Here is a 26,147-nt window from a genome sequence, read left to right as displayed (position 1 = left end):
GGAGTCTGGCGTTGAGCGGGCCGCGCAGGCTCTGGCGTCGAACGGGCCGCCCTGGGTACTTGTAGGAGGGAATTTATTCCCGATCCCAGGCAGCTTGTAGGCTGGGCCTCGCCCAGCAAAAGTTGGGCGGGGCCCAATCTACTGTCGGAAGCTTGTAAAAGCGTAGGGTGTGCACTGCGCACCGAAGGCTGCATCCCAAGGCTGGGCGTCTGGCGTTGAACTGGCCGCCTTGGGTCTTTGTAGGAGGGAATTTATTCCCGATCCCAGGCAGCTTGTAGGCTGGGCCTCGCCCAGCAAAAGTTGGGCGGGGCCCAACCTACAGCCTGGATGTCAGACGCACAGCACTTAGAAACAGCAAAACCCAAAGCGCGGCCTGATTTCTGGCCGCGCTTTGCTTAATACCACTTAACACCGAACCATCAGAGAAATCACCGTATGAAACTCGAAGCTGTCTATGGACTCCACGCCGTTACCACCTTGCTGCAACGCAGCCCGGATCAGGTAACTGAAGTCTGGGTGCAGAAAGGCCGCCTCGACAAACGGATGGAGCGGGTGTTGGACGAAGCCATGAAGCTTGGCATCGCCGTGCGTGAAGCCGACAAAGGCCTGCTGAACCAGAAGGTCGAAGGTAACCATCAGGGTGTGATCGCATTCCGCAAGCCCATTCAGCAAGCCTCTGAACGCAACCTGCCGGATATTCTGGAAAAGATCGAAGGCACGCCGTTTATCCTGATTCTGGACGGTGTGACCGACCCACATAACCTCGGTGCCTGTATTCGTACTGCCGACGCCGCCGGTGTGCATCTGGTGATTGCGCCGAAAGACAAATCGGCGCCATTGAACGCCACCGCCGCCAAAGTTGCCTGTGGCGCAGCCGAAGTGGTGCCTTACGTGCAAGTGACCAATCTGGCGCGCACCATGAAAGACTTACAAGAACGCGGTGTCTGGATCATCGGCACCGCCGGTGAAGCTACTTCGTCTGTTTATCAGCAAGACCTCAAAGGCCCGCTGGCGCTGGTGATGGGAGCCGAAGGCGCTGGCATGCGTCGCCTGACCCGTGAACACTGCGACGGCCTGATCAATATCCCGATGGCCGGTGAAGTCAGCTCGGTGAACGTTTCCGTCGCCACCGGTATCTGCCTGTTTGAAGCGGTACGTCAGCGCGGTTTGTAATGGCTGTTATTGAATAGCGGAACCCTGAAAGCGAGCCAAGGCTCGCTTTTTTATTGGTGTTTGCCCGGTAATCAGAACCGGTAGCCGATCGCGCCAATGTACTCGTCGTAATAGAAGGTCTGGCTGGCGCGGTCGCTGCTGTATTTGCTGGTAAGGACATCGTCCATATCGGCGTAGCCGTATTTGCCAATAAAGCGCACAAACAGGCCTTTCCAGAGGTTGGCTTCAACGCCCACTTTTACCAGCGTGCTGTAGCCGGCCACGTGCCATTCGTCGTTGCGGTCGCCGCCCATCAGGGTGACGTTACTTTTCGGGTACAACACCCCGGCACCAACACCAGCAAACAGCGCGATATCCCGCTCCTCACTGAACTGCCACACCGGCAAGTAGGCTTCGGTTTCCAATGAAATCTGGTTAAAGCCGTCGGTGTGTTCGTAGGTCAGAAAGTCGCTGCTGAGCACTTTGTCTTCAGCCGCCGGATCACTTTTCTCGAAGCCTTCGCGCTCATTGGTGCCGGTCATGGTGACGGTCTGGCCCTGGTCCATCACGTACTTCATGTGGTCCCAGCCCAGCGATACCGACCAGTTGTCGGCAACAAAATAACCAACGCGCCAGTTGTATTGGGGGATCGTCAAGCGGCCCGGATTGAGGTAGCTGTGAAAAATCTGGGCGATGCTGAACGGCGTCTGGCGGTCACTGGCACTGACGTTGTGCAGGGTGTAATCGTAGTCATCGCCTTTGAAGTGAATATCGCTGTCGGAGTAGGTGGCGTTGTTCCAGCCCCAATAGCCGTAAAACTGGCCTTGTTGGCGCATGGCGGCACTGGCTGGGTTGGCCATACCAAGGAAAACAACAGCGCTGGAAGCCAGCAGTCCAAAAGAGCGAAGGGAGCGTGAGTACATGAAAAGCCTGTAGTTCTTTTATGGGGCGACGAGAGGATGTCGCTGGGGTGTCACGGTTGCGCTAGCCGTTACAACACCTGGGTGTTATTCCGGGACCTGAGTGTTATTTCGGGGCCTAGGTGTTATTTCGGGACATAGCAGCGCTTTAAGAAAGGACAGCGAGACTATCGGATTTGTTTTATTTAAAAAGACTTCAAAAATGGAACAATAAATTCAGGCTATTCAGTGTAAATAGCAAGAGAGCTTTTCTTGTCCCGCGCGGCGGGTTGTGAACACAGCGGGACATTCCGGCTGCCATTTATCCCATCACTGGCGCCCGCGTCAGAGGCGCTGATTTTCGTGTCTATTCTGTAGAGAGTATCCGGAATAGCGAGGCCTTCTATGGCCACATCTGCCATCCCCAATATTGTTGGAATCGACATCGCCAATGCGCTGCAACGCATGAACGGTCACGAAGACCTGTTCTGGCGTTTGCTGGCCGGTTTTAACGACATGCTGGTGACTGCGCCAGCCAGCTTGCAATCCTTGCAGGGCGACGAGCTGCAATCCTGGTTGCATCAGCTCAAGGGCAACAGCGGCAATATGTCGGCTGCCAGCCTTCAAGCCATGGCCAGCGACTGCGAGCAAATCCTGAAGCAGGGTGATGCCCTGACGGATGACCACAAGCGCCAGTTGCTGCAAGCAATTGAACAGCTCTCGGCTCATTGCTCAGCGGCGCTGGCCAGTCGCTCGGAAAGTCAGGCCGAATGTGCAGGGGAGCCAACGGGCACGGCCGAGCTGAACCAACAGCTGGCTGAGGTGTTGTCGTTGCTGGAAAGCGACTATGGCGCTGCCATGCAGTGCTTTGAAGCACTAGTGCCGCAACTGGCGGGCACCGCTGGCGAGACGCTGGCCAACCAAACCCTCGATACCCTGTTCGAATTCGATGCCGAAGCCAGCCAACAGGCTGTGCGCCAACTGATTGATCACCTGGAGGGCGCATGAGCGAGTTACCCCATATTTTGCTGGTCGACGATAACCCCAATGACCTGATGCTGTTGATGAACAAGCTGAAGGACGAGTACCGGGTGAATGCTGTTCGCAGTGGTGCCGCGTGCCTGGAAAAGCTGGCCGCTGACGACCTGCCGGATATCGTTATCATGGATATTTCGATGCCGGAAATGGATGGCTATGAAACCTGTCAGCGAATGCGCAGCGACGAGCGCCTGCGCGCCATTGATGTGATTTTCCTGTCGGCCAACGACACCACGGAAGAAAAGCTGCTGGGGATGGAAGCCGGTGCGGTGGACTACATCACCAAGCCCTTCGACAGTGAAATACTGCGCAGCAAGATTCGTTACTGCATTCAGCAGCAGCACCAGCGTCAGGCTCTGGCGGCGGAAAAGCAGCAAGCCTTTCAAACGGCGATGACGGCGCTCACCAATGCCGGTGAACTGGGCATTGTGCTGGAGTTTATGCGGGCGTTGAATGCCACCGAAGACCTCGACGCGCTGGGAGCTTTGGTGGTTCAGTGCGTTGGCCGTTTTGGTTGCAGCAGCGTGTTCCAGATTCGTGATGGCAACGAGCTACGCCACTATTCATCCAGCGGTGATGTTTCCGGTCTGGAACGGGAGCTGCTGACCCAGCTGAAGGACGGCGGCCGTATTGTCGAGCGTGGCCAGCGCTCCATTTTCAACTTCCGCAATCTGTCGTTGCTGGTGAAAAACATGCCCGACGATGACGACTTGCGCGGCCGTTACCGTGACCATGTGCCGACCTTGCTGGAAGGCACCGTACCCAAGTTGGAGGCGCTGCTGGCCCGCGAGCGCAACAAGATTCTGATCGGTGTGTGCCAGGACGCCCTGCAGCGTTTTGAAATTGCCAACCAGAACCATCAGGACAGCTGCCGCAGAATCCTCGATAAAGTGGTCAGCGACCTGCAGGAATCGTTTTTGACCATGGGGCTTGATGACGAGCAGGAGACTCGCCTGCTCGGGCTGGTGGAGGCCGGACTCGATGAAATGATGGATCAGCAGGATGTTGGCGCGTCGATGGAGCACGATCTGAAATCGATCCTTGAAGCGGTCAATAAAATCCAATGAGCCACGACACTTCGCATGGCATGTCCGTGCCCGACTGGCTGGTAAAGTACGGTCGCTTGATGCTGTTACTGGGGTTGGTTCCGGTGATGTTGCTTGGCTGGCTGTGGTCTGAATGGCTGGCGGAGCGCACCATCAGCAAGCTGCTGGAAAGCAAGGTGGTGCAGCTGGAAGCCGAAGCCTCGATGTTCCGTATCCAGCTCAACGAAGATCTGGAACACATCGACAGCCTGGCCCATGAAACCTCAATCATCGACTACCTCGACAAGATCGAATCGGGCTTGCAACCAGAGCGGGTGGAGTCGTTGGTTACCTTGCTGCAACGCAACCCGGACTACTACCAGATTCGGCTGATTCGATCCGACGGCCAGGAGCTGATCCGGCTGGAACAACCCCTTGAGAGGGAAAGCAGTGTGGATGTTTTGGGTCAGTCGGGAGTGGAGCTGAAAGAGACCCAGAACAAGGCTGGCCGCTATTACATCAATGACCTCAATATGATGTGGGACGGTGGTATATACGTCAGCCCGGTCGACTTCAATATTGAAAATGACGCCGTGGAATTGCCACTGTTGCTGACCGTTCGGCTTGGTACACGCCTGCGCAGCAGCTCGGGAGATACCACCGCGTTTGTGGTGGTGAATATTTCGATGCAGCGGGCGCTGAACCTGATTGGCGAGTGGACACTGCGCGACCCCGGCGTGACCGCCTTTTATTTCTCCTCTGGCATCTGGCTGCACAAACAAAGCGGCGATAGCCCCTGGCAGTACGGCCCACCGGCTAATTTCCCGGTCGAAGACGATGTTTTGTCGAAAAAGCTGCAATTAACAGATCATCGGGTCGGCGGCACGGTCGACCGTGCCGAATACTGGGTGTGGGGCTCGGTGCTGCCTCCTGAACGCACCAGTTTGGCGGCGGATACGAACGCCATGGGTATATTGGTGCATCGCCTGTCGGATCAGGAAATTGCGGCGGCCAAACGACTGTACCGGTTGTCGGTGTTCGGCTTCTTTACGCTGTTGGGCGTGGTGCTGTTTGTACTGCTGGAGTTTTACCGAGGGTGGGTTCGGGGCCAGCGTAATGCCAGTCTGGCGCGCCAGAAAAGCGAAGAATTCCAGCGCAAATTGCAGCAGTTCAATGACGATGAGCAGCGCTTTCGCAGCGTCTTTAACGCCACCGCAGGCGGCATGATCGTGGTGAATAAATCCGGCATTGTGGTGATGGCCAGTGATCCGGCTTGTCAGATGTTTGGTTACAGTCGCACCGAAATTGAAGGCATGGAGCTGGAGCAACTGGCTCCTTCGGCCATGCACTCCGGGGTGTATGTGGCAACGTCCAGAGACGACGAGCCGGAGCCCGCGGCAGCGCTGGCGGATGCGAACCGGGTGTTGGCCGTGCGCAAGGATGGTTCGGTCTTCCACACCGAAGTGCTGCTGAATCAGTTCGTTTTGTGGGACGAGCCCCACATCATTGCCCGCATGGACGACGTGACCGCCCGGGTTGAAGCCGAAGAACTGGCGGCCACCTTGCAGCAGGAAAAAATGTATCAGCTCGACCTGGCCCGTCAGCAGGCCATCGAAACCGCCCGTTTGAAAAGCGATTTTCTGGCCAACATGAGCCACGAGATCCGTACCCCGCTGAACGCCATCATCGGCATGAGCGAGATTCTGGCCCACAGCAAGACCCTGTTCGGCAAGGACCGGGACACCATCGGCAAGATTAATCAGGCCGGCAGCAACCTGCTGACCATCATCAACGACGTACTGGATTACTCCAAGATTGAAGCGGGCAAGCTGACGCTGGAGCAAGCCCCTTTTGCGCTTGATGATGTCATCAGCAAACTGCATAGCATTTTTGATCTGACGGTTGAGAAAAAAGGGCTGCAGCTGAAACTGCACCACACCCTGCAAGCAGAGCTGCTGCTGGTGGGCGATCGAGCCCGATTGGAGCAGGTGCTGATTAACCTGTTGGGCAATGCCATCAAGTTTACCGAGCAAGGTGAAGTTGCATTGGAGATCGAAGCCCAGCTCATACAAGGTGAGCAATGGCAGCTGGCGTTTCGCGTCAGCGATACCGGCATCGGCATGACCGAAGAGCAAAGCAAGAACATCTTCAGCGCCTTTAATCAGGCCGATAACTCGGTCACTCGTCGCTTTGGCGGTACCGGGCTGGGGCTGTCGATCTCTCGGGAGCTGGTGCAATGCATGGGCGGTGAGCTCAGCGTCACCAGCGCTGAAGGCAAGGGCAGTACCTTCTGGTTTGAGCTGGTGGTTGATACGCAGGAACGCACCGCGGGTACAACAGACAGCAACCTTGAACAAACGCTGGATTTGTCGGGCAAACACTTGCTGGTGGTGGACGACAACGCTTTTAACCGCGAAGTCGCAGAGGAATTCCTGCGTTTGTGGGGCTGCTCTGTGCATACCTTTGAAGGGGGCCAGGAGGTATTGGCTTACCTGTCGCAAACGCCGCCACCCGAGGTGGATCTGGTGCTGATGGACCTGCAAATGCCAGATATGGACGGCTTCCAGACCACTCGGGAAATTCATCAGCTGGACGCCTGGGCCGAACTGCCGGTACTGGCCTGCTCCGCCGGAGTGACTCAGTCACAGCGGGAGCAGGCACAAGAGTCAGGTTTGTGCGGCTTCCTGCCAAAACCCTTTACCCAACAGCAGTTGCGCCAGCAAATGGTCAGCTGTGTACCCGGCATCCAGGCCGAGGCGGATGCTTCTTCCAAATCGACGGCGGCCAAAGAGACACCGCTGCTGGACAGCTCGGCTGCTCTGGCCAGCTGGGGCAGCGAGGAACGCTACGCCAACTTTCTGGAAAAATTCGCCAGCCGCTTTGGGCCAACCCTTGACGTCTGGTTTGCGGAAGAACAGTCGGTGATCTTTGAAGGCTTACAAGCCGACCTGCAACGGATTGGCAAAGCCGCCGCTCACGTGCAACTGCTGAGGCTGTCCGAGAGTCTTGCGGCACTGGCAACTGCGCTGGAACAGCAGCCTGAGGTGGATTGCCAGCCTGCAAAAGGCGTATGGCGGCAAACCCGCGAAGCGATTCGTAACCAACTGGGTGGTGATGTGTAATCTGTCGGGCGTGCTTGTGGGAGAGAGCTTGCTCTCGATAAGTCGAAGCCATCGGCAGCAAGCTGCCTCCCACATCACTACCTATTCCCCAAAATTGGCGTCGGAATTCTGCGCCTGTGTCACTTGTCCAACCGCGTTAATTTGATACGCTGCCGCAGCCAACGGCGCTTCATCTGACGACGTGCAAGGACCACCATGCTGAATATCGATATCACCAGTCTGCCTGCCTGGTGGCAGGATTTGCTGAACCAGAATTACGACTGGTTCTGGGACGTTTCCATTGCCCTGACTCTCACCCTGGTGGTGGGGTTTGTCTGGCGTTTTGCCCGTCGACGCTTGTTGAAACTGGTCACCCGCACCAATAACCAATGGGACGATGTGGTGGTGGAAGCGGTCGGTGTGCCGGTTAACTGGATCATTCTGGCGGTGGGTGCCAGCTGGATTGCGGACATCACCGCCCGCAATTTCGATCTGGATATGATGACCAGCATCCCGCTGGCGCGTCAGCTGTCGCTGATTGTGCTGGTGGCCTGGGCCATCTGGCGTCTGATCAACCGGGTGGAACATCGTCAGATCAGCCGCGGTGCCGACCCGACCACCATCGAGCTGGTGGGGAAAATTGCCCGGGTGGTGGTGATTGTTTTGATGGTGCTGCCGATTTTGCAGGCGTTGGGCATCACCATTTCGGGCCTGTTGGCGTTTGGTGGTATGGGCGGTCTGGTGGTCGGTTTGGCGGCCAAGGATTTGCTGGCCAACTTCTTTGGATCGCTGGTGGTGTATATGGACCGCCCGTTCCGTGTTGGCGACTGGATTCGTTCGCCAGACCGCAATATTGAAGGCACGGTCGAGAGCATTGGCTTCCGGGTAACCTGCATTCGCACCTTCGACAAACGGCCGTTGTACGTACCCAATTCGGTGTTTACCAGCATTGCGGTAGAGAACCCGTCGCGGATGCTGAACCGTCGTATCAACGAAACCATTGGCGTGCGTTATGAAGACAGCCATCGTATGGCGACGGTGCTGAGCCGGGTGGAAGACATGCTGCGTAACCACGATGACATCGACACCAATCAAACCCTGATGGTGAATTTCAACGCCTTTGGGGCATCGAGTCTCGACTTCTTTATTTACTGTTTTACCAAAACCACCGACTGGGCCACCTTCCACAAGGTGAAGCAGGATGTGATGTTGCAGATCATCAACATCATTCACGACGAAGGGGCCGACTGCGCCTTCCCGACTCGTACCCTGCACCTGGAAAGCATGCCGGAAAACCTGCAACGTTCGATGCAGGCGCCGGCCTCCAATCCGCCGTCTGCCCCGGTGCCAGAACCGGCTCAGACGACTGCGAAATAACAGCAACAAAACAACGTAACAGCTCTGGAATATCACTCGACACCGCTGCGGCCAATGGCTCGTAGCGGTGAGTTTTTACTTTCTGATTGGCCGCTCTGGCCAGCCCGCACTTCTGCTACTGCGGTTATCAGCAGATGAATCTGCAACCGAAACCGGCGTACACTGGTCACAGCCAGTGTCCATTCGTCACGGAGGTTTCATGCCAGAGTCATCGTCCATTCCCTTGTCATCCCATTGCTGGAATACCCGCCTGAACCTGCTGGGTGAGCAGTTGCGGCAACAGCAGGACTTTCTGGTGATTCAGGATCTCGATGGTGTCTGCATGGGGCTGGTGAACGATCCACTCAGCCGCACCATTGCGCCGGACTACGTGCGGGCGGTGCAAAAGCTGGACGGCCGCTTCTACGTGCTGACCAATGGCGAGCACGTGGGAAAACGTGGCGTAAACCCTATTATTGATCGCACCTGTGGCCGCGATTTGGCCAAGCACGAAGGCTTGTATCTGCCTGGGCTGGCGGCCGGTGGGGTGCAGTGGCAAAGCCGGTTTGGCAAGGTCAGCCACCCGGGGGTTCAATCGCAAGAACTGGCGTTCCTGTTCCAGGTGCCGGTGAAGGCACGCTACTTCCTGATCAACCTGCTGGGCAATCCGCCATACAACCTGGCCAAGGAAAACATTCAGTTGCTGGCTGAAACCGTGGTGCTGGATAACCGGGTGTCGCCCACCATTAACGCCAACCTGCTGTGCGCGGTATTGGGCAGTGTCTCGGCGGTGAGCCAGTTGCAGGCCGATATTCAGCGCTTTATGAACCAGCTGCTTCAGGAAGCCCGTGATCAGGGCATGGAGGATTCCTTCTTCGTGCATTACGCCCCCAACCTGGGACGTGACCCGTCAACCGGAGTGGAGCGCATCAAACCCGCCAGCGGCAATCATTGGGGCACCACCGATTTTCAGTTCATGCTGCGGGGTGCGGTCAAGGAAGCCGGGGTGATGGCATTACTGAACGACTATTACTTCCGCAAGACCGGCGACTACCCGCTGGGTGAGGATTTCAGCGCCCGCAACGCGCCAGCCTCCCACGATGATCTGGTGACCCTCGCCAGAGCCCGCTTCGATCCCGACTTGATGCCCAGAATCATCGGCGTTGGCGACACCATTACCTCATCGACCATTGAAACCGAAGGCGTCGAGCAAACCCTTCGCGGGGGCAGCGACCGCGGCTTTCTGACGCTGGTGCAAGACCTCGGGCTGGCGTTTGAATCCGACAACGTGGTGCTGCTGGTGGACAGCAGCGGTGGCGAAGTGATGCGACCCTCTGTGGATGCCGCCAGCCTGCAACAATACGGCCCGCAGGACAGCAACTTCTGGCAGGGGGTCTCCGGCCTGTCCGACCAACACGACCCCTTGCGGGTGAACTGGGTGGCCGCCGACGGTTACCGTCAGTACACCCAGTTCTTCAATCATTATCTTGGGACCCGCTGAATAACTCTGCACAGCTCTCGGCTCTGGCTTCCTGCTTCGCCCTGTCATCCAGAGCGGGCACCGAGTTATTCAGAGGGTCCCCAGCCTCTGAGTAAGCTCATAACAGCGGCTGTATTCGCTGACATTTCGCCACCAATTTGTCACACAGAATGGCGGAACTGTCGGCGTATGATGGTTGCCGAAGCGATGTGCTGTGGCGATGCCCGTGACTCAGTGGCAGCCACCGTGCAATGCTGATGTTCGGTTACAGCCCGATGGAATCGGCTGATCAGGCAAACCTATCATGGTGTTTGAAAACATCAATTTTCGCTATTGCTTGATCGGGTGCACTATAGATCCTGTTTCCTAACCCATGATCCAAACGATTTGGAGAACGACAATGATCAACACTGAAATCAAGCCATTTGCAGCTACCGCTTTCAAAAACGGTGAATTCGTAGACATCACCGAAGCCGACGTTAAAGGCAAGTGGGCCGTATTCTTCTTCTACCCAGCTGACTTCACTTTCGTGTGCCCAACCGAACTGGAAGATCTGGCTGACAAGTACGAAGAACTGCAGAAAATGGGCGTAGAAGTATTCTCTGTATCTACCGACACCCATTTCTGTCACAAAGCATGGCACGACACTTCCGAAGCCATCGGCAAGATCAACTACTACATGGTTGGCGACCAGACTGGCACTATCACCAACAACTTCGGCGTAATGCGTGAAGGCGTTGGCCTGGCAGACCGCGCTACCTTCCTGATCGATCCAGAAGGTGTTATCCAGGCGATGGAAATCACTGCTGAAGGCATCGGCCGTGACGCAGAGGACCTGCTGCGTAAGGTGAAAGCCGCTCAGTACGTTGCTTCTCACCCAGGTGAAGTTTGCCCAGCCAAGTGGAAAGAAGGTGAAGCGACTCTGGCTCCTTCTCTGGATCTGGTTGGCAAAATCTAATCTGACTTCACATGTGAGCGGATAACGGTGTTGCTTTGACGCTCGGCTCTGCGCCTACCAGTGCGGTATGTCTTGAGTCCTCGCGTCAAAGCGCCTTGTTCTCCATCTCACCTGCCGTGTCAGACTGGTCGCTTCGGTGTTTGATGAGGTGACCTGCTGAAAGCTACTTGCGTTAGCGCTTCGCTTTAGTGAGAAACCTTACGCGAGTAGTGTGGGCCCTGCCCACAAGCCAGCGGTGCCAACGCTTTTGGTTTGGCACCAGCTTGAAGGCGGATCTATTGGGTCCGCCTGCTTCTTATCCAGCCTCCAGGCTGTTGTTATCAGAAGCAAACAACCGATTTTTATGGTTCTGCCCCGATGTTATTCACCGTCACTCCGAATGCATCGGTGGCGGGGCCGCCCAAACAGGTTGCGGTTTCCAGACAGGTGTCGGAAATGCAACCAGGCAGCTTCAGGGGGCTCCGAAATCCCTGCAGTCAATACAACAGCTGTATCTTCGGATATGGCTGTTTTTGTTTGTGGCAAGCGCCAGTGGCGGTGCTCCGTAGGTCAGAGCAAGGCCAGTAAAGCGCAGATATCACGATGGTTAGCGGACATTTTTATAGCTTTCTTCTATTAGAAGTTTTTAGCTGATAGCTATCAGGGCCTTAGGAAAGATTGATTTATATAATCAGAAAGGCGGCGCTAATATATTTACATCATCTGAACAAAAGCGCTTGTCACTGCCAGCGATGGCGATACGAGTGAAACTAACGAATTTGGGAGTTCATCATGCTTGATACAGCAATGAAGCAACAATTGGGCACTTACCTGCAGAACATCCAGCGTCCGATTGAAGTGACTGTTTTCACCAAAGAAGGTAATGACAAATCCGCCGAGCTGGAAAGCCTGGGTAACGACATTGCCGGTTTGTCTGCCAAGGTGTCCCTGAAGATCGTTTCTGGCGACAGCGGTCGTACTCCACGTATGACGGTTGGCCCGGAAGGCGAAGCCGCCCGTGTTACCTTCGCTGGCGTACCAATGGGCCATGAGTTCACCTCGCTGGTGCTGGCACTGCTGCAAGCCGGTGGTCACCCAAGCAAGGCAGCCCCAGAGCTGCTGGAGCAAGTGAAAGGCCTGACCAAGGCGCTGAACTTCGAAGTTTACGTATCGCTGTCCTGTCACAACTGTCCGGACGTGGTTCAGGCCATCAACCTGATGGCGGTACTGAACCCGAATGTTCAGGCCACCATGATTGACGGCGGTGTGTTCCCGAAAGAAGTGGAAGAAGTCGGCATCATGGCGGTACCAACGCTGATGCTGAACGGCGAACCATTCGGTAACGGCCGTATGACCTTGGAAGAGATCGTCAACAAGGTTGACGACGATGCGGAAGCCAAGAAAGCCGCTGAAATCTCTGCTAAGGAACAGTTCGACGTACTGGTTGTCGGTGGTGGTCCTGCCGGTGCTTCTGCGGCGATTTACACCGCACGTAAGGGCATTCGCACCGGTATCGTTGCTGAACGCTTCGGCGGTCAGGTGATGGATACACTGGCGATTGAGAACTTTATTTCTGTCAAAGCCACCGAGGGTCCAAAGCTGGTTGCCGGTCTGGAAGAACACGTTAAAGACTACGACATCGACGTGATGACCAACCAGCGCGCCAAAGAGATTCGCGAAATCGAAGTCGACGGCAAGAAGCTGAAAGAAGTTGAGCTGGAAAATGGCGCGGTTCTGACCACCAAAGCCGTGATTCTGGCCACCGGTGCACGTTGGAGAGAAATGAACGTTCCGGGTGAAGACCAGTACAAGACCAAGGGTGTTGCTTTCTGCCCACACTGCGACGGCCCGCTGTTCAAAGGCAAGCCAACCGCGGTCATTGGTGGTGGTAACTCCGGTATTGAAGCGGCCATCGACCTGGCTGGTATCGTCGAACACGTGACCGTACTGGAATTCGGCGACACCCTGCGTGCCGATGCCGTGTTGGTGAAGAAAGCAGAATCCCTGCCTAACGTCACCATCATCAAGAACGCCATGACCACTGAAGTGGTTGGTGATGGCAGCAAGGCGACGGGTCTGAAGTACAAGGATCGCCTGACTGACGAAATGCACGACCTCGACGTTGCTGGCATCTTCGTTCAGATCGGTCTGGTACCGAACAGCGAATTCCTGCAGAACACGCTGGAACTGACCAACCGTGGTGAGATTGTGATCGACTCCAAAGGCCAGACCAGTATGGACGGCGTATTTGCTGCCGGTGACGTGACCACCGTACCGTTCAAGCAGATCATCATCTCGATGGGTGCTGGTGCGACCGCTGCACTGGGTGCGTTCGATTACCTGATTCGTAACTGATTCAGGCCCCCGATTCGGCTTGCCAACAGGCAGGCCAACAAAGTGACTGCCGAAGATTTCCATCCTTTGGCAGTGGCTGGCTACTGCGGTAGTCAAAGGCTGGATCTTTCCGGCTTATCCCTTTAAACCGCTGCCCCCACAGCGGTTTTTTTATGCCCGCCCAGACCCGTTCGAACAGCGCTCAATACCTCCTGCTGTAACGCTTCATCGGCCAATGCCCGGGCAATGGCCACACCGCCAATCATCATCACCATGTTTCGCAATATCTGATCACGCTCGGCCTGGCTGACTGCAGCCAATTCCTCTGCCATGCCTCTGAACAAGCGCGTGTAGGTGTTACGAATGGCGTCATCCTGCTGTGCCACATCGGTGACCAGAAACGCCAGCGGGCAGCCACTGTCGGTGGTATTCAGGTGCATATCGGACAAGTAACCACGAATCAGCTTGCCGACATTAAGTCTGGGTTGAGGGTTGCTGGGCTGTGGGTTGTTGGACTGCGGGTTGTCGGGGGATGTGTCGTCGGCAGCAAGCGGGCATTCCAGCGCCATTTGAAAACGGCTGCGGGCGGCGTGTTTCATGGCTTCGCAGTAAAGATCAGACTTCGACTTGAAGTGACTGTAAAACGCCCCCCGGGTCATACCGGCTTCGGCCATCACCTGATCGATGTTTACACCATCAAACCCCTGCTGCGTAAACAGCCGCGCTGCGGCGCTGATGATTCTGCTGCGGCTTTGCTGTTTGTGATCCTTGCTCCAGGCCATGACCCTGCTCACTCTCAAAATATGTTATTGAACATATTGTGGTGGCATCTAAAGTGCGTCAAGTCCCTCACGTTATCCACAAGGAGCCGTTATGACCGATTCACTGAAACTCTACGGAGCCCCGTTCAGCCCATACGTCCGCGCTGTGCGTTTGTACGCTGCCGAACTGGGCATTGAGCTTGAAAGCAGCATGGCGCCGTTTGGTGAAAAAATTGAATTCAAATCGCCACAGCATCTGGCGCTGAACCCTTTTGGGCAAATGCCGGTGTTGTTTGACGGTGACTTCCACCTGTTCGAGACGGCTTCTATCTGCCGTTACCTGAATGGCGTCGCGGGCAAAGCCAATGCCGAGCCACAACAACAAGCCTTGATCGACCAGTGGGCAGGCGCTGTGGCCAGTAACGCCAGTCGAGCAGTGATGGAAGGGCTACTGCTGGAGCTGGCTTTTCCGAAAGGGGAGAACGGCAAACCGCGATTGGATGTGGTAGTGGAAAACCTGCCCAAGGCTCGGGCATTTCTGGCGATTATTGAACAGCAGCTGCAAGCCCAGCAGGGCAAGGAGCAAGGCGGCCTGGCGACAGCTGATTACAGCTACGCCGACAGCATCCTGACCCCATTTATAGACTACGCCGCCTCAGTACCGGACCTCGACGGTAACGGCAAACTGGTCAGCGACGATTCGGCCACCGGCCAATGGCTGCACGCCATGCGCCAACGGTCGTCGGCGTGGGTGCTGACGCAGAAGTGATAGCAGCCGAAGCGCTATGGTTACCTCGCCCGCCTGCTCAACCACACATCCAGCCCCTGGGCGTTTAATTCAATGTCCTGCGCCAGCCAGTGGCTGGCTTGTGCGGGGCTGACGTGTGGAAAGTACTGCTGCACTTGTTCCAACAGCCAGGTTTTCAGGCCTGCGGCAATCTTGTCTTTACGGCCTGTGGTGGTTTGCTCAAAGGCGTTGCTGATGGCGACGAAGGCGTGAATTGAATCACGCAGCTGGCGCAGGTTATCCGGGCTGGGTTGAATCTGGCCATAGTGAGTCAGGTAAACGAAGTCGGCCTCCAGTGCTGCCAGTGTGTCGAGGCTTTGCAGTAAGGCTTCCGGGTTGAACTGTACCGGGGTGGTGGAGGCGAACAGCAGGTTGCGGCCATCGGGGGTGTCGAATACCGGATAGGAAATGCCAAAGGTGTCGCCGCTGAAAATGCTGTTGCTGCCGCTGTCGTGTACGCAAAAGTGGTGGTTGGCGTGGCCGGGGGTATCGATAAAGGTGAAGGTTCGGCCATGGAAGTCGATGCAGAACTGGTCGGGGGCTTCAATGATGCGTTGTGGGTCGACGGGGATCAGGCTGCCGTAGAGCGCCTCGTATTTGTCATCGCCATACACCGCCCGGGTACCAGCTTCCAGTTTGGCTGGGTCGACCATGTGGACACGCCCGCGAGGGTGAATCACCAGTCGGGCGTTGGGGCAGTGGGCCATCAAATGACCTGCACCGGCGGCATGGTCCAGATGCACGTGGGTTGGGATCACATAGTCAACCTGTTCCGGGCTGAGTCCCAGTACCTGAATCTGGTCGAGCAGGTGCGGCACGCTGTGAACAGTACCGGTTTCAACAATGGCCAGCCGGTCGCCCTGCTCTATCAGATAGACACACGCCGCGCCCTCGGTCACATAGTCGGCATCCAGCTGCCAGACCCCGTGTGGGTGGTTGTGTGGGCAAGGGTATTTGCCGGTTTCCGGTGTGCTGCGAGTGCTCATGGCTGGAAGTCCTTTCCTGGCGCAATTGGTCTTTTCTGAGTCATGTGGTCCAGTAGACCGCGTTAGCAAAGGGGTCTCAATCCGACCAAAGAGGGGCACAAAAAGGGCCAGGCGTTATTTCATTTGTGCGGCGGTCTGCTTTTGCAGCAGTTCGCGCATGCTGCGAATAAAGGGCTCGCGGCTGCGGCCACGTCGGTACAACATCGAAAACTCCGCCTGATAGCCAAATTCACTCGGCAGCAAGCAGCGCAGCTGGTTGGAGTGAGCCCATTGATTAACGTAGTGCTCGGGCAAATAGCCAATGTATTGCCCGGACAGAATCAGCATCAGTTGTGCTTCCATGCTCTCGACGGTGGCGGTGCTGTACAGAAAGCCACGTTTCTTCAGGTCGGCGGCGTTCCAGTAGCTGCGGGTCACAATGCCGGCGTTCATGATGTCTTCGCGCTGAATGTGCGATTGCTGGTACAGCGGGTGTTGGCTGCTGCAAAACAGCCAGTGCTGTTCGCGGTACAAGGGGTCGGTAATGACGTTATTGACCGTGGTTGGGTAGTTGCCAATGGCAAAATCCAGTTGATTGTTCAGAATGGCATGAACTTGTTCGTAGGGGCTGCGAATTTGCAAATTCAAATGCACCGCGGGGAATTGCTGCCGGAATTGGGCAATCACCGAGGGCATCGACAAGGCCGGTTCCGAGCTGGTGGCATCCAGAATCGCCATGCGAAAAGTACCGCCCATATCGTCTTTCAAGGCCTCGGTCTGACGCTCCAGTTCCTCCAGTTCATCAAGGGTTCGGCGGGTTTGTTGCAGAAACTGCTGGCCTTTCTCGGTTAACGCAAAACCCCCTCGGCCACGCTGGCACAGCACAAAGCCGGTGCGACTTTCGAGTTCGCTGATGTAATTGCTGATGGCGGAGGTCGTCAGGTTCAGTTCCTGCTGGGCGCCGGAATAGCTTTGATGCCGAACGACCGCCGAAAAAACCTGTAAGTGCCTGATATTAAATCCTTTTTCCAAAATCAAATGCCTCCCGCCCGGAAAATTTAAGTTCAGCAATTCATGAACTGATTATCACGCTTCTGATATTTAACCCGCAAGGGCGCTCTTTCAGGATGAACACATGATTCAGCAGCGGCCCGATGCCTGGGCGCTGATCGTGTTGATATGAGGTTTGTAACGATGGAAAAAGTACTGCACCAGCCCCAGGGCGGAAACGAGATGCCACGCTTTGGCGGTCGCGGCACCATGTTGCGTTTGCCCCTTGTGGAAGACCTGAGCGGGCTGGATGTGGGGTTTGTGGGCATTCCACTGGATGTGGGCACGTCACAACGTCCGGGCACCCGCTATGGCCCGCGCGGGATTCGCAATGAGTCCGTGATGATCCGTCCTTACAACATGGCCACCGGTGCTGCGCCGTTTGATTCGTTGTCGGTGGCGGATATCGGTGATGTCGCCATCAATACCTACAGCTTGCTGAAGTCGGTCGAACTGATCGAAGAACACTACACCCGCTTCAACGACTACAACCTGATTCCGCTCACCATGGGCGGTGACCACACGGTCACGCTGCCGATTTTGCGGGCGCTGACCAAGAAACACGGCCCGGTTGGGTTGATTCATATCGATGCCCACACCGACACCAACGACAACATGTTCGGCGAGAAAATCGCTCATGGCACTACTTTTCGCCGGGCGGTGGAGGAAGGCCTGCTGGACTGCAACCGGGTGGTGCAGATTGGCCAGCGGGCTCAGGGTTACACCGCCGAGGATTTTCGCTGGGGTGAGGATCAGGGCTTCAAACTGATCACCGCCGAGCAGTGCTGGCACAAGTCGCTGGAGCCCTTGATGGCGCAAGTGTGTGAAATCATGGGCGATGGTCCTGTCTATCTGTCGTTCGATATCGACGGCATCGATCCGGCCTGGGCGCCGGGCACCGGCACTCCGGAAGTGGGTGGCCTGACGTCTATTCAGGGGCTGGAGATCGTTCGCGGGTGCAAAGGCCTGAACCTGATCGGCGGTGATCTGGTGGAAGTGTCGCCACCGTACGACGTCAGCGGCAACACCTCTCAGCTGGGGGCCAACCTGCTGTACGAAATGCTGTGTGTGCTTCCGGGTGTGAGCTATCGCTAACGGTTGTCAGTCAGGAGGCACAGGCAAATGCAACTGGATATACACCGCACCCTGTGGGGCGTAACGGATGACTGGCCACAAGTGGTTGATGAACTGCGCACCGCTGGTTGTGTGGGCATTGAAGCCCGGGTGCCGCTGGAAGCAGCAGCACGACGTCAGCTACAACAGCGACTGCGCAGCGACGACCTGGGCTACATCGCTATTTTGTTCAGCGGTGGCGACGTGATTCCGGATCAGTCCGAAGGCCCGCAACAGCATCTGCAGCGACTGCGAGACATGCTGCCGAAAGCGGCCGAATTAAGCCCAGAGCTGGTGAACATTCTGCCGGGCAACGACCGTTGGTCGCTTTCGATGCAAGTGGATTTCTTTGGTGCGGCGCTGGAGCTGGCGCAGCAGGCCGGAGTTCGTTGTCTGTTTGAAACCCATCGCGCGACTTCCCTGTATTCCCCATGGCTGACACTGGAGTTGTTGGCGCAGCTGCCGGATATGCGTTTTACCGCCGATATCAGTCATTGGGTGCTGGTAGCCGAGCGACTGCTGGATCACCCCCTGGACTGGCAGGCGATGCAGCCATTTATAGAACGGGTTGACCACATTCAGGCTCGGGCAGGTTATCCACAGGGGCCGCAGCTGCCTCATCCGGCAGCACCGGAATATGCCAATGAGCTGGCCTTCTTTGAAGCCTTCTGGCAGCGCGTCTGGGCCAGCCAACAGGCCCGGGGGTTCAGCAAGACAACCCTGACGCCGGAATTTGGCCGTGATGGCTATTTGCACCACTTGCCGTTTACCAATGTGCCGGTGGCCGATCTTTGGCAGCTCAATGCCTGGATGGCCAAACGTCAGCGCCAGCAATTCGATCAATGGAGCCAATCAGCATGACCACAAATACGAGTAACAGCAGTGCAGCGAACAAAGGCGCGTTTCAGGCGCTGCCGGTGATCAATGTGGCGGGCCTGTTCAGTGATTCACTGGACGAGCGTCAGGCGGTGGCCGGGCAACTGGGTCAGGCCGCTCGTGAGGTGGGTTTTTTCTACGTCACGGGTCATGGTATTTCCGCTCAGCGCATGGCGGGTATCCGGGCGGCAGCGAAGGCGTTTTTTGCCCAGCCGTTTGAAGCCAAGATGGACTACTACATTGGCTCATCGGCCAGTCACAAGGGATTTGTGCCACGGGGAGAGGAAATCTACGGCTCGGCCAAACCGGACCTGAAAGAAGCCTTTGATGTCGGCTTTCAGGCATCGCTGGATCATCCACTGGTGCAAGCCAATACCCCTCTGATTGGCCCCAACGAATGGCCGCCGCTGGCGGATTTCAAACAACCGGTATTGGCTTATTACGACGATGTGTTTGCCTTCGGTCGTACCTTGTTTCGTGGATTTGCACTGGCATTGGGCCTTGATGAGCACTATTTCGATGCAATGGTGACGTGCCCGCCATCAAAGCTGCGGCTGATTCATTATCCATACGATGCTTCGGCCGAAGACGCGCCCGGTATTGGTGCGCATACCGACTATGAGTGCTTCACCATGTTGCTGGCAGACCAGCCAGGACTTGAAGTGCTGAACGAAGACGGCGACTGGATCGATGCGCCACCGGTATCACAGCAGGGCGAAGAAGCCTTTGTGATCAACATTGGCGACATGCTCGAAGTGATGACCGCCGGCCAGTTTGTCGCCACGTCGCACCGGGTTCGCAAGGTCTCTGACGAGCGTTACTCATTCCCGTTGTTCTTTGCCTGCGATTACCACACGCAAATTCAGCCATTGCCACAGTTCTTGCAGGAGGCTGAGGCGAGCGAGTACGAAGCGCTTAGTATTGGCGATCATATGTACAGTCAGGCCCTGCAAACCTATTCCTACTTGCGCGACCGGGTGGCGGCAGGCGAGTTATCGCTGCCTCAACGGGCTCGTGGGGTGGCCACCTTTGGCCATATGAAAAAGAAGGCTGCCAACAGCCTCGACCCTGAATGCACTGCATCAACCCGCTGAAACCCACTGACTTTGAAAACCAAACTCTTGATGAAGGAGAGTCATCATGTTGAACACTGATAAAACCCAATCCCTGTTCCGTCGGGCGACGCTGGCGCTGGGCATGGCGGCCGTGCTGGCCCCTGCGGCGATGCTGTCTTCACCGGTAGTTGCCGATCCTCTGCTGAGCGGCGACACCATGAAAGTGGGCATGGAAATCAGCTACCCACCGTTCGAATCCTACGAGGGCGACAAAGTAGTTGGTTTTGACCCGGAAATGTCGGCCTTGCTGGCCGCCAAACTGGGTGCCGAGGCGAGCTTTGTGGATACCAAATTCACCAGCCTGATTCTGGGTCTGGGTGCCAACAAGTTTGATGCGGTGATCTCGGGCATGTACGTCACTGACGAGCGTCAGAAACAGGCCGAAGCCATCCCTTACGCCCGTACAGGTGCCTACATCATGGTGAACAAGGGCAGCGCTATTCAGCCCAAAACCAAGGAAGACCTGTGTGGCGTGGAAGTGGGTTTGCAGCAGGGTACCGCCTGGGTCAAGCAGTTGACGGAGCTGTCGGCCAGCTACTGTGTGCCGAATGGCAAAGAAGCCATCACCATTCGTGAATTCCCGTCGGCACCGGAAGTTTCGCAAGCACTGCTGTCCCGTAACGTCGATGCCCAGCTGGAAATTGCCGGTGCCGCAATGATGTTCGCCGAGCGTACCCGTGGCCGCATTGAGATCAGCTCGCCGGATCTGGTGTACCCGCAAACCCTGGGTATCTACGTGAAAAAGGGCAACGCCGAGCTGAAGCAGGCGCTGCAAAGCGCGCTGGCTGAAATCACCGCCGATGGCGATTACCCCGAGCTGCTGAAGAAGTACAACCTGCTGGCGGCGGAATAATCCCCGCGTTCTGACGTTTTCATTTGCTGTAATACAGGAGCCAGTATGAGTCTGGACTGGGACTATTTTTTCTCGCTGTTCACCATGTCGTCGTTTTGGCAGGCATGTGTCACCGTGGTGGTGCTGAGCACCTTGTCATGGGGCATTGGACTGGTACTTGGCTTCCTGTTGGCGATTGCCAAAATGTCGAAGCACCGCTGGTTGTCTGTACCGGCGGGTGTGTATATCTGGTTTTTCCGCAGTGTGCCGCTGCTGGTGGTGCTGGTGTTTGTGTACAACCTGCCGCAACTGTTTCCGGCGGCCGGTTCGGTACTGGGCATTCCGTTTGTGGCTGGTCTGGTCAGTATGGTTGCGACCGAAGCCGCTTACATGGCCGAAATCCACCGCGGTGGCCTGATTTCTGTTGCCAAAGGGCAGCGTGAAGCGGGCCACGCACTGGCGCTGGGTTTTGCCGGTATTCAACGTCTGATTGTGATCCCGCAAGCGTTCCGCATCTCGCTGCCCACCATGATCAACGAGTACGTCACCATCATTAAACTCAGCTCGTTGGTGTCGGCGATTTCGCTGCCGGAGCTGCTGATGACGGGCCAACGGCTGTATGCCCAAAACTTTCTGGTGCTGGAAACCCTGTTTGCGGTGGCGGTGTACTACGTGTTGATTGTGACTATCTTCGGCGCGGTGTTGCAGTGGCTGGAGCGTCGCATGGACATTCCTTCCCGCAATCCGGGCACTTTGTCTGACAGCACCGTGGCAGCGCTGCGCACCAGCTTGCAAGGCAAGGGGGCGATCAGCAAACCCACAAGCCTGCGAGCGGGAGAGCCGCCAGCGCTGAATCTGATGCACCTGTCGAAATCCTACGGTGACCATCAGGTGCTGAAAGACATCAACCTGAACGTCGCCAGCGGCGAGGTGATCAGCATCATTGGCCCGTCAGGCTCGGGCAAAACCACCCTGATTCGTACCATCAACCAGCTTGAGACCCTCGACAGTGGCGAAGTGGTGCTGTTTGGTGAGGGCTATATTCGTGGTGGAGAACACGCCGATAGAACCACCTTGCGCAACGGCATTCGCCGCATTGGCATGGTGTTCCAGAGCTTTAACCTGTTCCCGCACTACACCGTAGCCGAAAACGTCATGCTGGCACCGCGCTACCACGGCCAGATTGAATCGAAACAGCTGGCTCGCGAACGGGCGTTATATCTGCTTGATCAGGTGGGCATGCTGGCCCACGCCGATAAATACCCGCATCAGCTGTCCGGTGGCCAGCAGCAGCGGGTGGCCATTGCGCGTACCCTGGCGCTGGACCCGGACATCATTCTGTTTGATGAGCCCACCTCGGCACTGGACCCGGAAATGGTCGGTGAGGTGCTGAAGGTGATGCAGGATCTGGCCAAGGCCGGTTTGACCATGCTGATTGTGACTCACGAAATGGAGTTTGCCCTGCAGGTATCTGACCGGGTAATGATGATGGAACATGGTGTGGTGCAGGTTGATGCTGCTCCGGATGCCATTCGTGATAGCTCGGTTGTCAGTCCTCAGTTGCAACGTATTCGCCACTTTATGGGATTGGTGACCGAGCCCGCTAACCAGGGATAAGCTCATGTCTGATGTAACTCAACACCCACAGGCAAGCGAGCAGCAACTGCGCGAAGAGCTGGCTGCCGCATACCGATTGGCCGCCATGTTCGGCTGGGACGACACCATTTATACCCACTTCTCGGTGCGCTTGCCGGGTGGTGGAGAGCCCCGGTTTTTGATCAATCCGTTCGGTTTTCTGTTCGAGGAAATCTGCGCCAGCGACCTCGTCGTTGTGAATCTCAAGGGTGAAGTGGTGGACGGTGATCAGGCCTATAACCCGGCCGGTTTTACCATTCACAGTGCAGTACATATGGCGCGCGGCGACGCCCATTGTGTGATTCACACCCACACCTTGCCGGGCATGGCTGTGGCTGCCTGTGAGCATGGCCTGCTGCCAATGAACCAGATCAGTGCCGAGTTTTACGAGCGCATTGGTTACCACGATTACGAGGGGGTGGCGTTCAATCTGGAAGAGCGCGAGCGCATTCAGGCGTCGTTGGGCAGCAACATTGCCATGATCCTGCGCAGCCACGGACTATTGTCGGTAGGGCCAACCATCGCCGATGCCTTTCAGATTATGTACACCCTCAATCAGGCTTGCGACATTCAACTGGCAGCGGCGCAAATAGCGGCGCTGACACCGGTCCAGCCGATCGAAGCGCAATTGGCCCGTCATGTCTGCGACCAATTTCGTGGGGTAGAGCACGAACGCCAGTTGGTCTGGAAGGCCTGGTTGCGTAAGCTGGACCGTATCGACCCTTCCTACAAACACTGAGCGCCTGCAACCGAGTTCACTATGAAAACCCATCACACACCGCTGAAGATTGTTTTCGCCACCAACGACAGCGGCTTTGCCGACCGGCTGATCAGCCGCATGGAAAGCTGGTACGACGACGTTACCTGCTATCGTCTGGATGACCCGGAAGCGGTTAACGCCGACGTTGCCGCCTGTTGGTATCCACCACAAGACCTGTTGCAAACCTGTCCCAATCTGAAACTGCTGCAAGCGGTATCAGCAGGGGTGGATCACATTCCGGCCAGCCTGATGCAAGCCGGATTGCCAGTGTGTCGGGTGGTCGATGAAGGCCAGAAGCAGGGCATGCTGGAATACGTGTTGTGGGGTGTACTGCATTACCAGCGCGACTTCGACAAGGCACTGGCGCAACAGGCCGACAAGGTTTGGAAACTGCACCCACAGCGTCGTGCGGGCAAGATGCGCATTGGCGTGATGGGCATGGGACAGCTGGGCTGCTTTATTGCCGAAGGGTTGGCCAAATTCGGCTACCCGGTGGCGGGCTGGTCGCGCTCGGAAAAACGGGTCGATCAGGTCAGCTGCCTCTGGGGCGAGGAAGACCTGCCGGAATTTCTGTCACGCTGTGATCTGCTGGTGAACCTGCTGCCATTAACTCCTGCAACCGACGGCATTTTGAACCAGTCGCTGTTTCAGCAGCTACCGCAAGGTGCGGTGGTGATGAACTGTGGTCGCGGTGAACACCTCAACGAAGCAGACGTGATTACCGCGCTGGAAAGCGGCCATCTGCGTGGCGCAGTGCTGGATGTGTTCCCGCAAGAGCCGTTGGATACAAACAACCCGCTGTGGAGCACCGCAGGCGTGGTGGTTACCCCACACATGGCCTCAGCGGCCTCCGGCAAAGCCATTCTTGGCCAGCTGGTGGACAATGGTCGTCACATCCTGGAAGGCAAGCCCTTGCTGCATCCGGTGGATACAGCGAAGGGCTATTAAGGCTCTTGTTATTGGTGCCCTGGCTGTTACTGCAAGGGCGGCAGCATTGGAAGGTCGCTGTTGGAAAGGCGATTTTCCTGTTCTGACGCTTCGTTGTTGGCTTCGGTCAGGGAGGCTGTCATATCGGCATAATCGTCGTTGGACGCTTGTGTCATGACGGCTTGCAAGACGATGTTGGTGACATCCGTCATGCTGATATCCGTCACCGCCTGATTGCTCTCGGTGACAGCCTGCAAGGCTTCCTCGACACTGCTGCTCTGCGGTGCATAGACTCTCAATACACTGGCGGCCATTAACTGGTCTTGCAGTTGAGCCGTGTCGAGGCTGGAGTCTGCCACGTCCTGTACCTGAATCTGGTCCGGACGGCTGTACAGCGAGAAGGTGCTCTGGATATCCGCATAGGCATCGTCCAGCGCGCTGCCAGACGGTGCACTGCTGAACTGCTGGGCGGCAGCATGGGTAAACGGGTTGATGCTGAACGACTGTTGGCGTGCCTGTTCGGCAGTTATCCAGCCTGTCAGTTCAAAGCTTTCATCGACCTGTTGCCATTCACCAAAGTCGATCACACCGTTGTTGTTGCTGTCTTCGTCCTGGCTATTGGTCGCTCCGCATTCTGACCAGTCACACTGCATCATGGTGGAGCCATCTGAGGCTGCGGTAACGCGTACGAAGATGACATCCGGCATGGCGTCCAGTTCGACGGTAAATACGCCGTTGCTGTTGGTGGTGGCTTGCGCCAGTAACTCGCCATTGGCTGACGTCAGGATGTCTACCTGGCCGCCGACCACCAGCCCTTTGCTGACGCTGCCTTGCAGGCTCTCGGTGCTGTTCCCGGAGTCACCGGAACCGCCTCCACAGGCGGTCAGTCCGATGGTTGCCAGCAGTGCTGGCAACATGGCTTTCTTGCTTATGGTCTTGTTCATTGTTTGGTCACCCAGAAGCCTTGACCGGATTCAATGCTGTCGAGCACGCTGTAGCCGGAGTTCTGCAGCTGGATTAGCAGGTTCGCGTCAGGAGACCAGCCTTTGAAAGCACCGTCTTCATAGACCCACACAAAGCGCACGTCGGTAAAGAAACTGTCCAGGTCAGTAATGTCCGTTGATGCTCCCAGCAGGTGCGTACCGGCTTCCAGAGCGGCAATGTCTTCCGAGGTGTTCATGACAACAGCCAGACCGTAGGCTGCCGGGTTGTCGAGCACTGCCTGAACGGCAGCACTGATTTGTTCATCAAGCGCATCGGTTGTTACCAGGCCATAATCGCCAGGGCTGGCGATGATGGCGCTTTCACGCTCTGCCGCAGCCTGGTCAATCAGAGCTTGCTCCACATCGGACAGGTTCAGAACCGAAATGGTCAGGCTGGCAGAGGTGCTGGCATTGTCGGTCAGAGCCTGCACCGATGGCGTATAAATGGCTTCAGCGTCGTAGCTGACGGTCACTTCGGTACCGGATTCATACGCTTGTGGACCGTTGCCATCGTTCAGGTCCAGCAGCAAATAGCTGCTTTCCGGTGAGTCAGAGGACAGCTCTGCAACGAAGGTCATTGGATAGCCAACGCGCGGCAGGCCGGAGTAATCAAAGCGGCTGATTTGAGGGTATTCAATATCTGCTCCAGCAACCATCAGCGACATCTCGTCTTGCAGCAGCGGGTTGTTGTGGCTGTAGGTTTCACCGTAGCCATCAAACTCAAGGCCGACGGTTGCCGAAGCGCCGTTGCTGACACGACTGTCTGAGGACACCACCGACTGGTAGTTGAACATGACAACGGGCAGGGACTCGTTCAACACAACCTGGAAGGTGACCGTGCTGGATCTGGACCCAAAATAGTTGATGTTGTTGTAATTAATGACCAGTTTGCGGTCAGGTGCCGTACCTGTGATGGCGTAGGAGTAGCTACCATTGCCAGCATCGATCAAGTCGTCCCAATAAGGCGCCAGCACCTGATCCATCTCAAGGCTTGGCAATGCCTGGTTGCTGTAGCGGCTGG

22 protein-coding genes are annotated in these 26,147 nt (G+C 56.5%); 16 read left to right on the top strand and 6 right to left on the bottom strand.

Annotated features, from left to right (window positions below):
- The first annotated feature begins 435 nt into the window (after nt 1–435).
- Nucleotides 436–1,173, top strand: a complete 738-nt coding sequence (gene rlmB / locus G516_RS0110770) for a 23S rRNA (guanosine(2251)-2'-O)-methyltransferase RlmB (protein ID WP_028293659.1) — start codon at nt 436–438, stop codon at nt 1,171–1,173.
- 71 nt (nt 1,174–1,244) lie between these two features.
- Here rlmB and G516_RS22070 read toward each other — a convergent pair whose 3' ends face one another.
- Nucleotides 1,245–2,075, bottom strand: coding sequence for a hypothetical protein (locus G516_RS22070; RefSeq protein ID WP_084644997.1), 831 nt, complete (start codon nt 2,073–2,075; stop codon nt 1,245–1,247).
- Nucleotides 2,076–2,456: 381 nt separating this feature from the next.
- Here G516_RS22070 and G516_RS0110760 point away from each other — a divergent pair, with 381 nt between their 5' ends.
- The 7 genes from G516_RS0110760 (at nt 2,457) to ahpF (ending at nt 13,343) form a co-directional block, all read left to right on the top strand.
- Nucleotides 2,457–3,059 carry an Hpt domain-containing protein gene (locus tag G516_RS0110760; RefSeq protein ID WP_028293658.1) on the top strand — a complete coding sequence of 201 codons (603 nt, stop codon included), beginning with the start codon at nt 2,457–2,459 and terminating at the stop codon, nt 3,057–3,059.
- Nucleotides 3,056–4,156, top strand: a complete 1,101-nt coding sequence (locus tag G516_RS0110755) for a response regulator (protein WP_028293657.1) — start codon at nt 3,056–3,058, stop codon at nt 4,154–4,156. Before G516_RS0110760 ends, G516_RS0110755 begins: the two co-directional genes overlap by 4 nt.
- On the top strand, nt 4,153–7,236 hold the full coding sequence (locus G516_RS23935) for an ATP-binding protein (protein WP_051219275.1): 3,084 nt from the start codon (nt 4,153–4,155) through the stop codon (nt 7,234–7,236). The genes G516_RS0110755 and G516_RS23935 overlap by 4 nt, the downstream gene beginning before the upstream one ends.
- A gap of 195 nt (nt 7,237–7,431) precedes the next feature.
- Complete coding sequence (locus G516_RS22060; protein ID WP_051219273.1) at nt 7,432–8,592, top strand: mechanosensitive ion channel family protein; 1,161 nt, start codon at nt 7,432–7,434, stop codon at nt 8,590–8,592.
- Nucleotides 8,593–8,791: 199 nt separating this feature from the next.
- Nucleotides 8,792–10,072, top strand: a complete 1,281-nt coding sequence (gene stpA / locus G516_RS0110740; RefSeq protein ID WP_028293656.1) for a glucosylglycerol 3-phosphatase — start codon at nt 8,792–8,794, stop codon at nt 10,070–10,072.
- Between the two features lie 379 nt (nt 10,073–10,451).
- Nucleotides 10,452–11,009: an alkyl hydroperoxide reductase subunit C gene (gene ahpC / locus G516_RS0110735; RefSeq protein ID WP_028293655.1), complete on the top strand. Its 558-nt coding sequence runs from the start codon at nt 10,452–10,454 to the stop codon at nt 11,007–11,009.
- A 771-nt stretch (nt 11,010–11,780) separates the two neighbouring features.
- Nucleotides 11,781–13,343 (top strand): alkyl hydroperoxide reductase subunit F, encoded by a 1,563-nt coding sequence (gene ahpF, locus G516_RS0110730; RefSeq protein ID WP_028293654.1) that lies wholly within the window; start codon nt 11,781–11,783, stop codon nt 13,341–13,343.
- 122 nt (nt 13,344–13,465) lie between these two features.
- Here the strand turns inward: ahpF and G516_RS0110725 are convergent, their stop codons facing one another.
- The gene (locus tag G516_RS0110725) at nt 13,466–14,104 is read right to left on the bottom strand and encodes a TetR/AcrR family transcriptional regulator (protein ID WP_028293653.1); all 639 of its coding nucleotides are present in this window, start codon (nt 14,102–14,104) and stop codon (nt 13,466–13,468) included.
- A gap of 91 nt (nt 14,105–14,195) precedes the next feature.
- Here G516_RS0110725 and G516_RS0110720 point away from each other — a divergent pair, with 91 nt between their 5' ends.
- Nucleotides 14,196–14,852 (top strand): glutathione S-transferase family protein, encoded by a 657-nt coding sequence (locus G516_RS0110720; protein WP_028293652.1) that lies wholly within the window; start codon nt 14,196–14,198, stop codon nt 14,850–14,852.
- Nucleotides 14,853–14,872: 20 nt separating this feature from the next.
- Here the strand turns inward: G516_RS0110720 and G516_RS22055 are convergent, their stop codons facing one another.
- Together G516_RS22055 and G516_RS0110710 are read right to left on the bottom strand one after the other, a co-directional pair.
- Nucleotides 14,873–15,856: an MBL fold metallo-hydrolase gene (locus tag G516_RS22055; protein WP_051219271.1), complete on the bottom strand. Its 984-nt coding sequence runs from the start codon at nt 15,854–15,856 to the stop codon at nt 14,873–14,875.
- Between the two features lie 114 nt (nt 15,857–15,970).
- The gene (locus G516_RS0110710; RefSeq protein WP_245582654.1) at nt 15,971–16,867 is read right to left on the bottom strand and encodes a LysR family transcriptional regulator; all 897 of its coding nucleotides are present in this window, start codon (nt 16,865–16,867) and stop codon (nt 15,971–15,973) included.
- Between the two features lie 162 nt (nt 16,868–17,029).
- Here G516_RS0110710 and speB point away from each other — a divergent pair, with 162 nt between their 5' ends.
- The 7 genes from speB to G516_RS0110675 are packed head-to-tail and all read left to right on the top strand — an operon-like array spanning nt 17,030 to nt 24,164.
- Entirely contained in the window at nt 17,030–17,980 is a 951-nt protein-coding gene (gene speB / locus G516_RS0110705; protein WP_028293650.1) for an agmatinase, read from the top strand.
- Nucleotides 17,981–18,007: 27 nt separating this feature from the next.
- Nucleotides 18,008–18,859, top strand: coding sequence for a sugar phosphate isomerase/epimerase family protein (locus G516_RS0110700; RefSeq protein ID WP_028293649.1), 852 nt, complete (start codon nt 18,008–18,010; stop codon nt 18,857–18,859).
- Nucleotides 18,856–19,968 (top strand): isopenicillin N synthase family dioxygenase, encoded by a 1,113-nt coding sequence (locus tag G516_RS22050; protein WP_051219294.1) that lies wholly within the window; start codon nt 18,856–18,858, stop codon nt 19,966–19,968. The genes G516_RS0110700 and G516_RS22050 overlap by 4 nt, the downstream gene beginning before the upstream one ends.
- Nucleotides 19,969–20,014: 46 nt before the next feature.
- Nucleotides 20,015–20,842, top strand: a complete 828-nt coding sequence (locus G516_RS0110690; protein ID WP_028293648.1) for an ABC transporter substrate-binding protein — start codon at nt 20,015–20,017, stop codon at nt 20,840–20,842.
- Nucleotides 20,843–20,887: 45 nt separating this feature from the next.
- Nucleotides 20,888–22,438 (top strand): amino acid ABC transporter permease/ATP-binding protein, encoded by a 1,551-nt coding sequence (locus G516_RS0110685; protein ID WP_028293647.1) that lies wholly within the window; start codon nt 20,888–20,890, stop codon nt 22,436–22,438.
- 4 nt (nt 22,439–22,442) lie between these two features.
- Nucleotides 22,443–23,195 carry a class II aldolase/adducin family protein gene (locus G516_RS0110680; protein WP_028293646.1) on the top strand — a complete coding sequence of 251 codons (753 nt, stop codon included), beginning with the start codon at nt 22,443–22,445 and terminating at the stop codon, nt 23,193–23,195.
- 21 nt (nt 23,196–23,216) lie between these two features.
- Complete coding sequence (locus G516_RS0110675; RefSeq protein WP_028293645.1) at nt 23,217–24,164, top strand: 2-hydroxyacid dehydrogenase; 948 nt, start codon at nt 23,217–23,219, stop codon at nt 24,162–24,164.
- Nucleotides 24,165–24,190: 26 nt separating this feature from the next.
- Here the strand turns inward: G516_RS0110675 and G516_RS0110670 are convergent, their stop codons facing one another.
- Entirely contained in the window at nt 24,191–25,087 is an 897-nt protein-coding gene (locus G516_RS0110670) for a hypothetical protein (RefSeq protein WP_028293644.1), read from the bottom strand.
- A partial coding sequence (locus tag G516_RS24870; protein ID WP_036535910.1) for a hypothetical protein occupies nt 25,084–26,147 on the bottom strand: 1,064 nt, incomplete at its 5' end. The genes G516_RS0110670 and G516_RS24870, both read right to left, overlap by 4 nt.

This window comes from Oceanobacter kriegii DSM 6294, from assembly GCF_000422845.1.
Taxonomy (GTDB): Bacteria; Pseudomonadota; Gammaproteobacteria; order Pseudomonadales; family Oceanobacteraceae; genus Oceanobacter; species Oceanobacter kriegii.
The sequence above is the reverse complement of the archived record's forward strand: the minus strand, read 5'-3'. Positions and strand labels throughout refer to the sequence as shown.

Excerpts from the sequence above, each read along its gene's own strand:
- rlmB (WP_028293659.1), top strand. The coding sequence starts at position 436 with ATGAAACTCGAAGCTGTCTATGGACTCCACGCCGTTACCACCTTGCTG.
- G516_RS22070 (WP_084644997.1), bottom strand. The coding sequence starts at position 2,075 with ATGTACTCACGCTCCCTTCGCTCTTTTGGACTGCTGGCTTCCAGCGCT.
- G516_RS0110760 (WP_028293658.1), top strand. The coding sequence starts at position 2,457 with ATGGCCACATCTGCCATCCCCAATATTGTTGGAATCGACATCGCCAAT.
- G516_RS0110755 (WP_028293657.1), top strand. The coding sequence starts at position 3,056 with ATGAGCGAGTTACCCCATATTTTGCTGGTCGACGATAACCCCAATGAC.
- G516_RS23935 (WP_051219275.1), top strand. The coding sequence starts at position 4,153 with ATGAGCCACGACACTTCGCATGGCATGTCCGTGCCCGACTGGCTGGTA.
- G516_RS22060 (WP_051219273.1), top strand. The coding sequence starts at position 7,432 with ATGCTGAATATCGATATCACCAGTCTGCCTGCCTGGTGGCAGGATTTG.
- stpA (WP_028293656.1), top strand. The coding sequence starts at position 8,792 with ATGCCAGAGTCATCGTCCATTCCCTTGTCATCCCATTGCTGGAATACC.
- ahpC (WP_028293655.1), top strand. The coding sequence starts at position 10,452 with ATGATCAACACTGAAATCAAGCCATTTGCAGCTACCGCTTTCAAAAAC.
- ahpF (WP_028293654.1), top strand. The coding sequence starts at position 11,781 with ATGCTTGATACAGCAATGAAGCAACAATTGGGCACTTACCTGCAGAAC.
- G516_RS0110725 (WP_028293653.1), bottom strand. The coding sequence starts at position 14,104 with ATGGCCTGGAGCAAGGATCACAAACAGCAAAGCCGCAGCAGAATCATC.
- G516_RS0110720 (WP_028293652.1), top strand. The coding sequence starts at position 14,196 with ATGACCGATTCACTGAAACTCTACGGAGCCCCGTTCAGCCCATACGTC.
- G516_RS22055 (WP_051219271.1), bottom strand. The coding sequence starts at position 15,856 with ATGAGCACTCGCAGCACACCGGAAACCGGCAAATACCCTTGCCCACAC.
- speB (WP_028293650.1), top strand. The coding sequence starts at position 17,030 with ATGGAAAAAGTACTGCACCAGCCCCAGGGCGGAAACGAGATGCCACGC.
- G516_RS0110700 (WP_028293649.1), top strand. The coding sequence starts at position 18,008 with ATGCAACTGGATATACACCGCACCCTGTGGGGCGTAACGGATGACTGG.
- G516_RS22050 (WP_051219294.1), top strand. The coding sequence starts at position 18,856 with ATGACCACAAATACGAGTAACAGCAGTGCAGCGAACAAAGGCGCGTTT.
- G516_RS0110690 (WP_028293648.1), top strand. The coding sequence starts at position 20,015 with ATGTTGAACACTGATAAAACCCAATCCCTGTTCCGTCGGGCGACGCTG.
- G516_RS0110685 (WP_028293647.1), top strand. The coding sequence starts at position 20,888 with ATGAGTCTGGACTGGGACTATTTTTTCTCGCTGTTCACCATGTCGTCG.
- G516_RS0110680 (WP_028293646.1), top strand. The coding sequence starts at position 22,443 with ATGTCTGATGTAACTCAACACCCACAGGCAAGCGAGCAGCAACTGCGC.
- G516_RS0110675 (WP_028293645.1), top strand. The coding sequence starts at position 23,217 with ATGAAAACCCATCACACACCGCTGAAGATTGTTTTCGCCACCAACGAC.
- G516_RS0110670 (WP_028293644.1), bottom strand. The coding sequence starts at position 25,087 with ATGAACAAGACCATAAGCAAGAAAGCCATGTTGCCAGCACTGCTGGCA.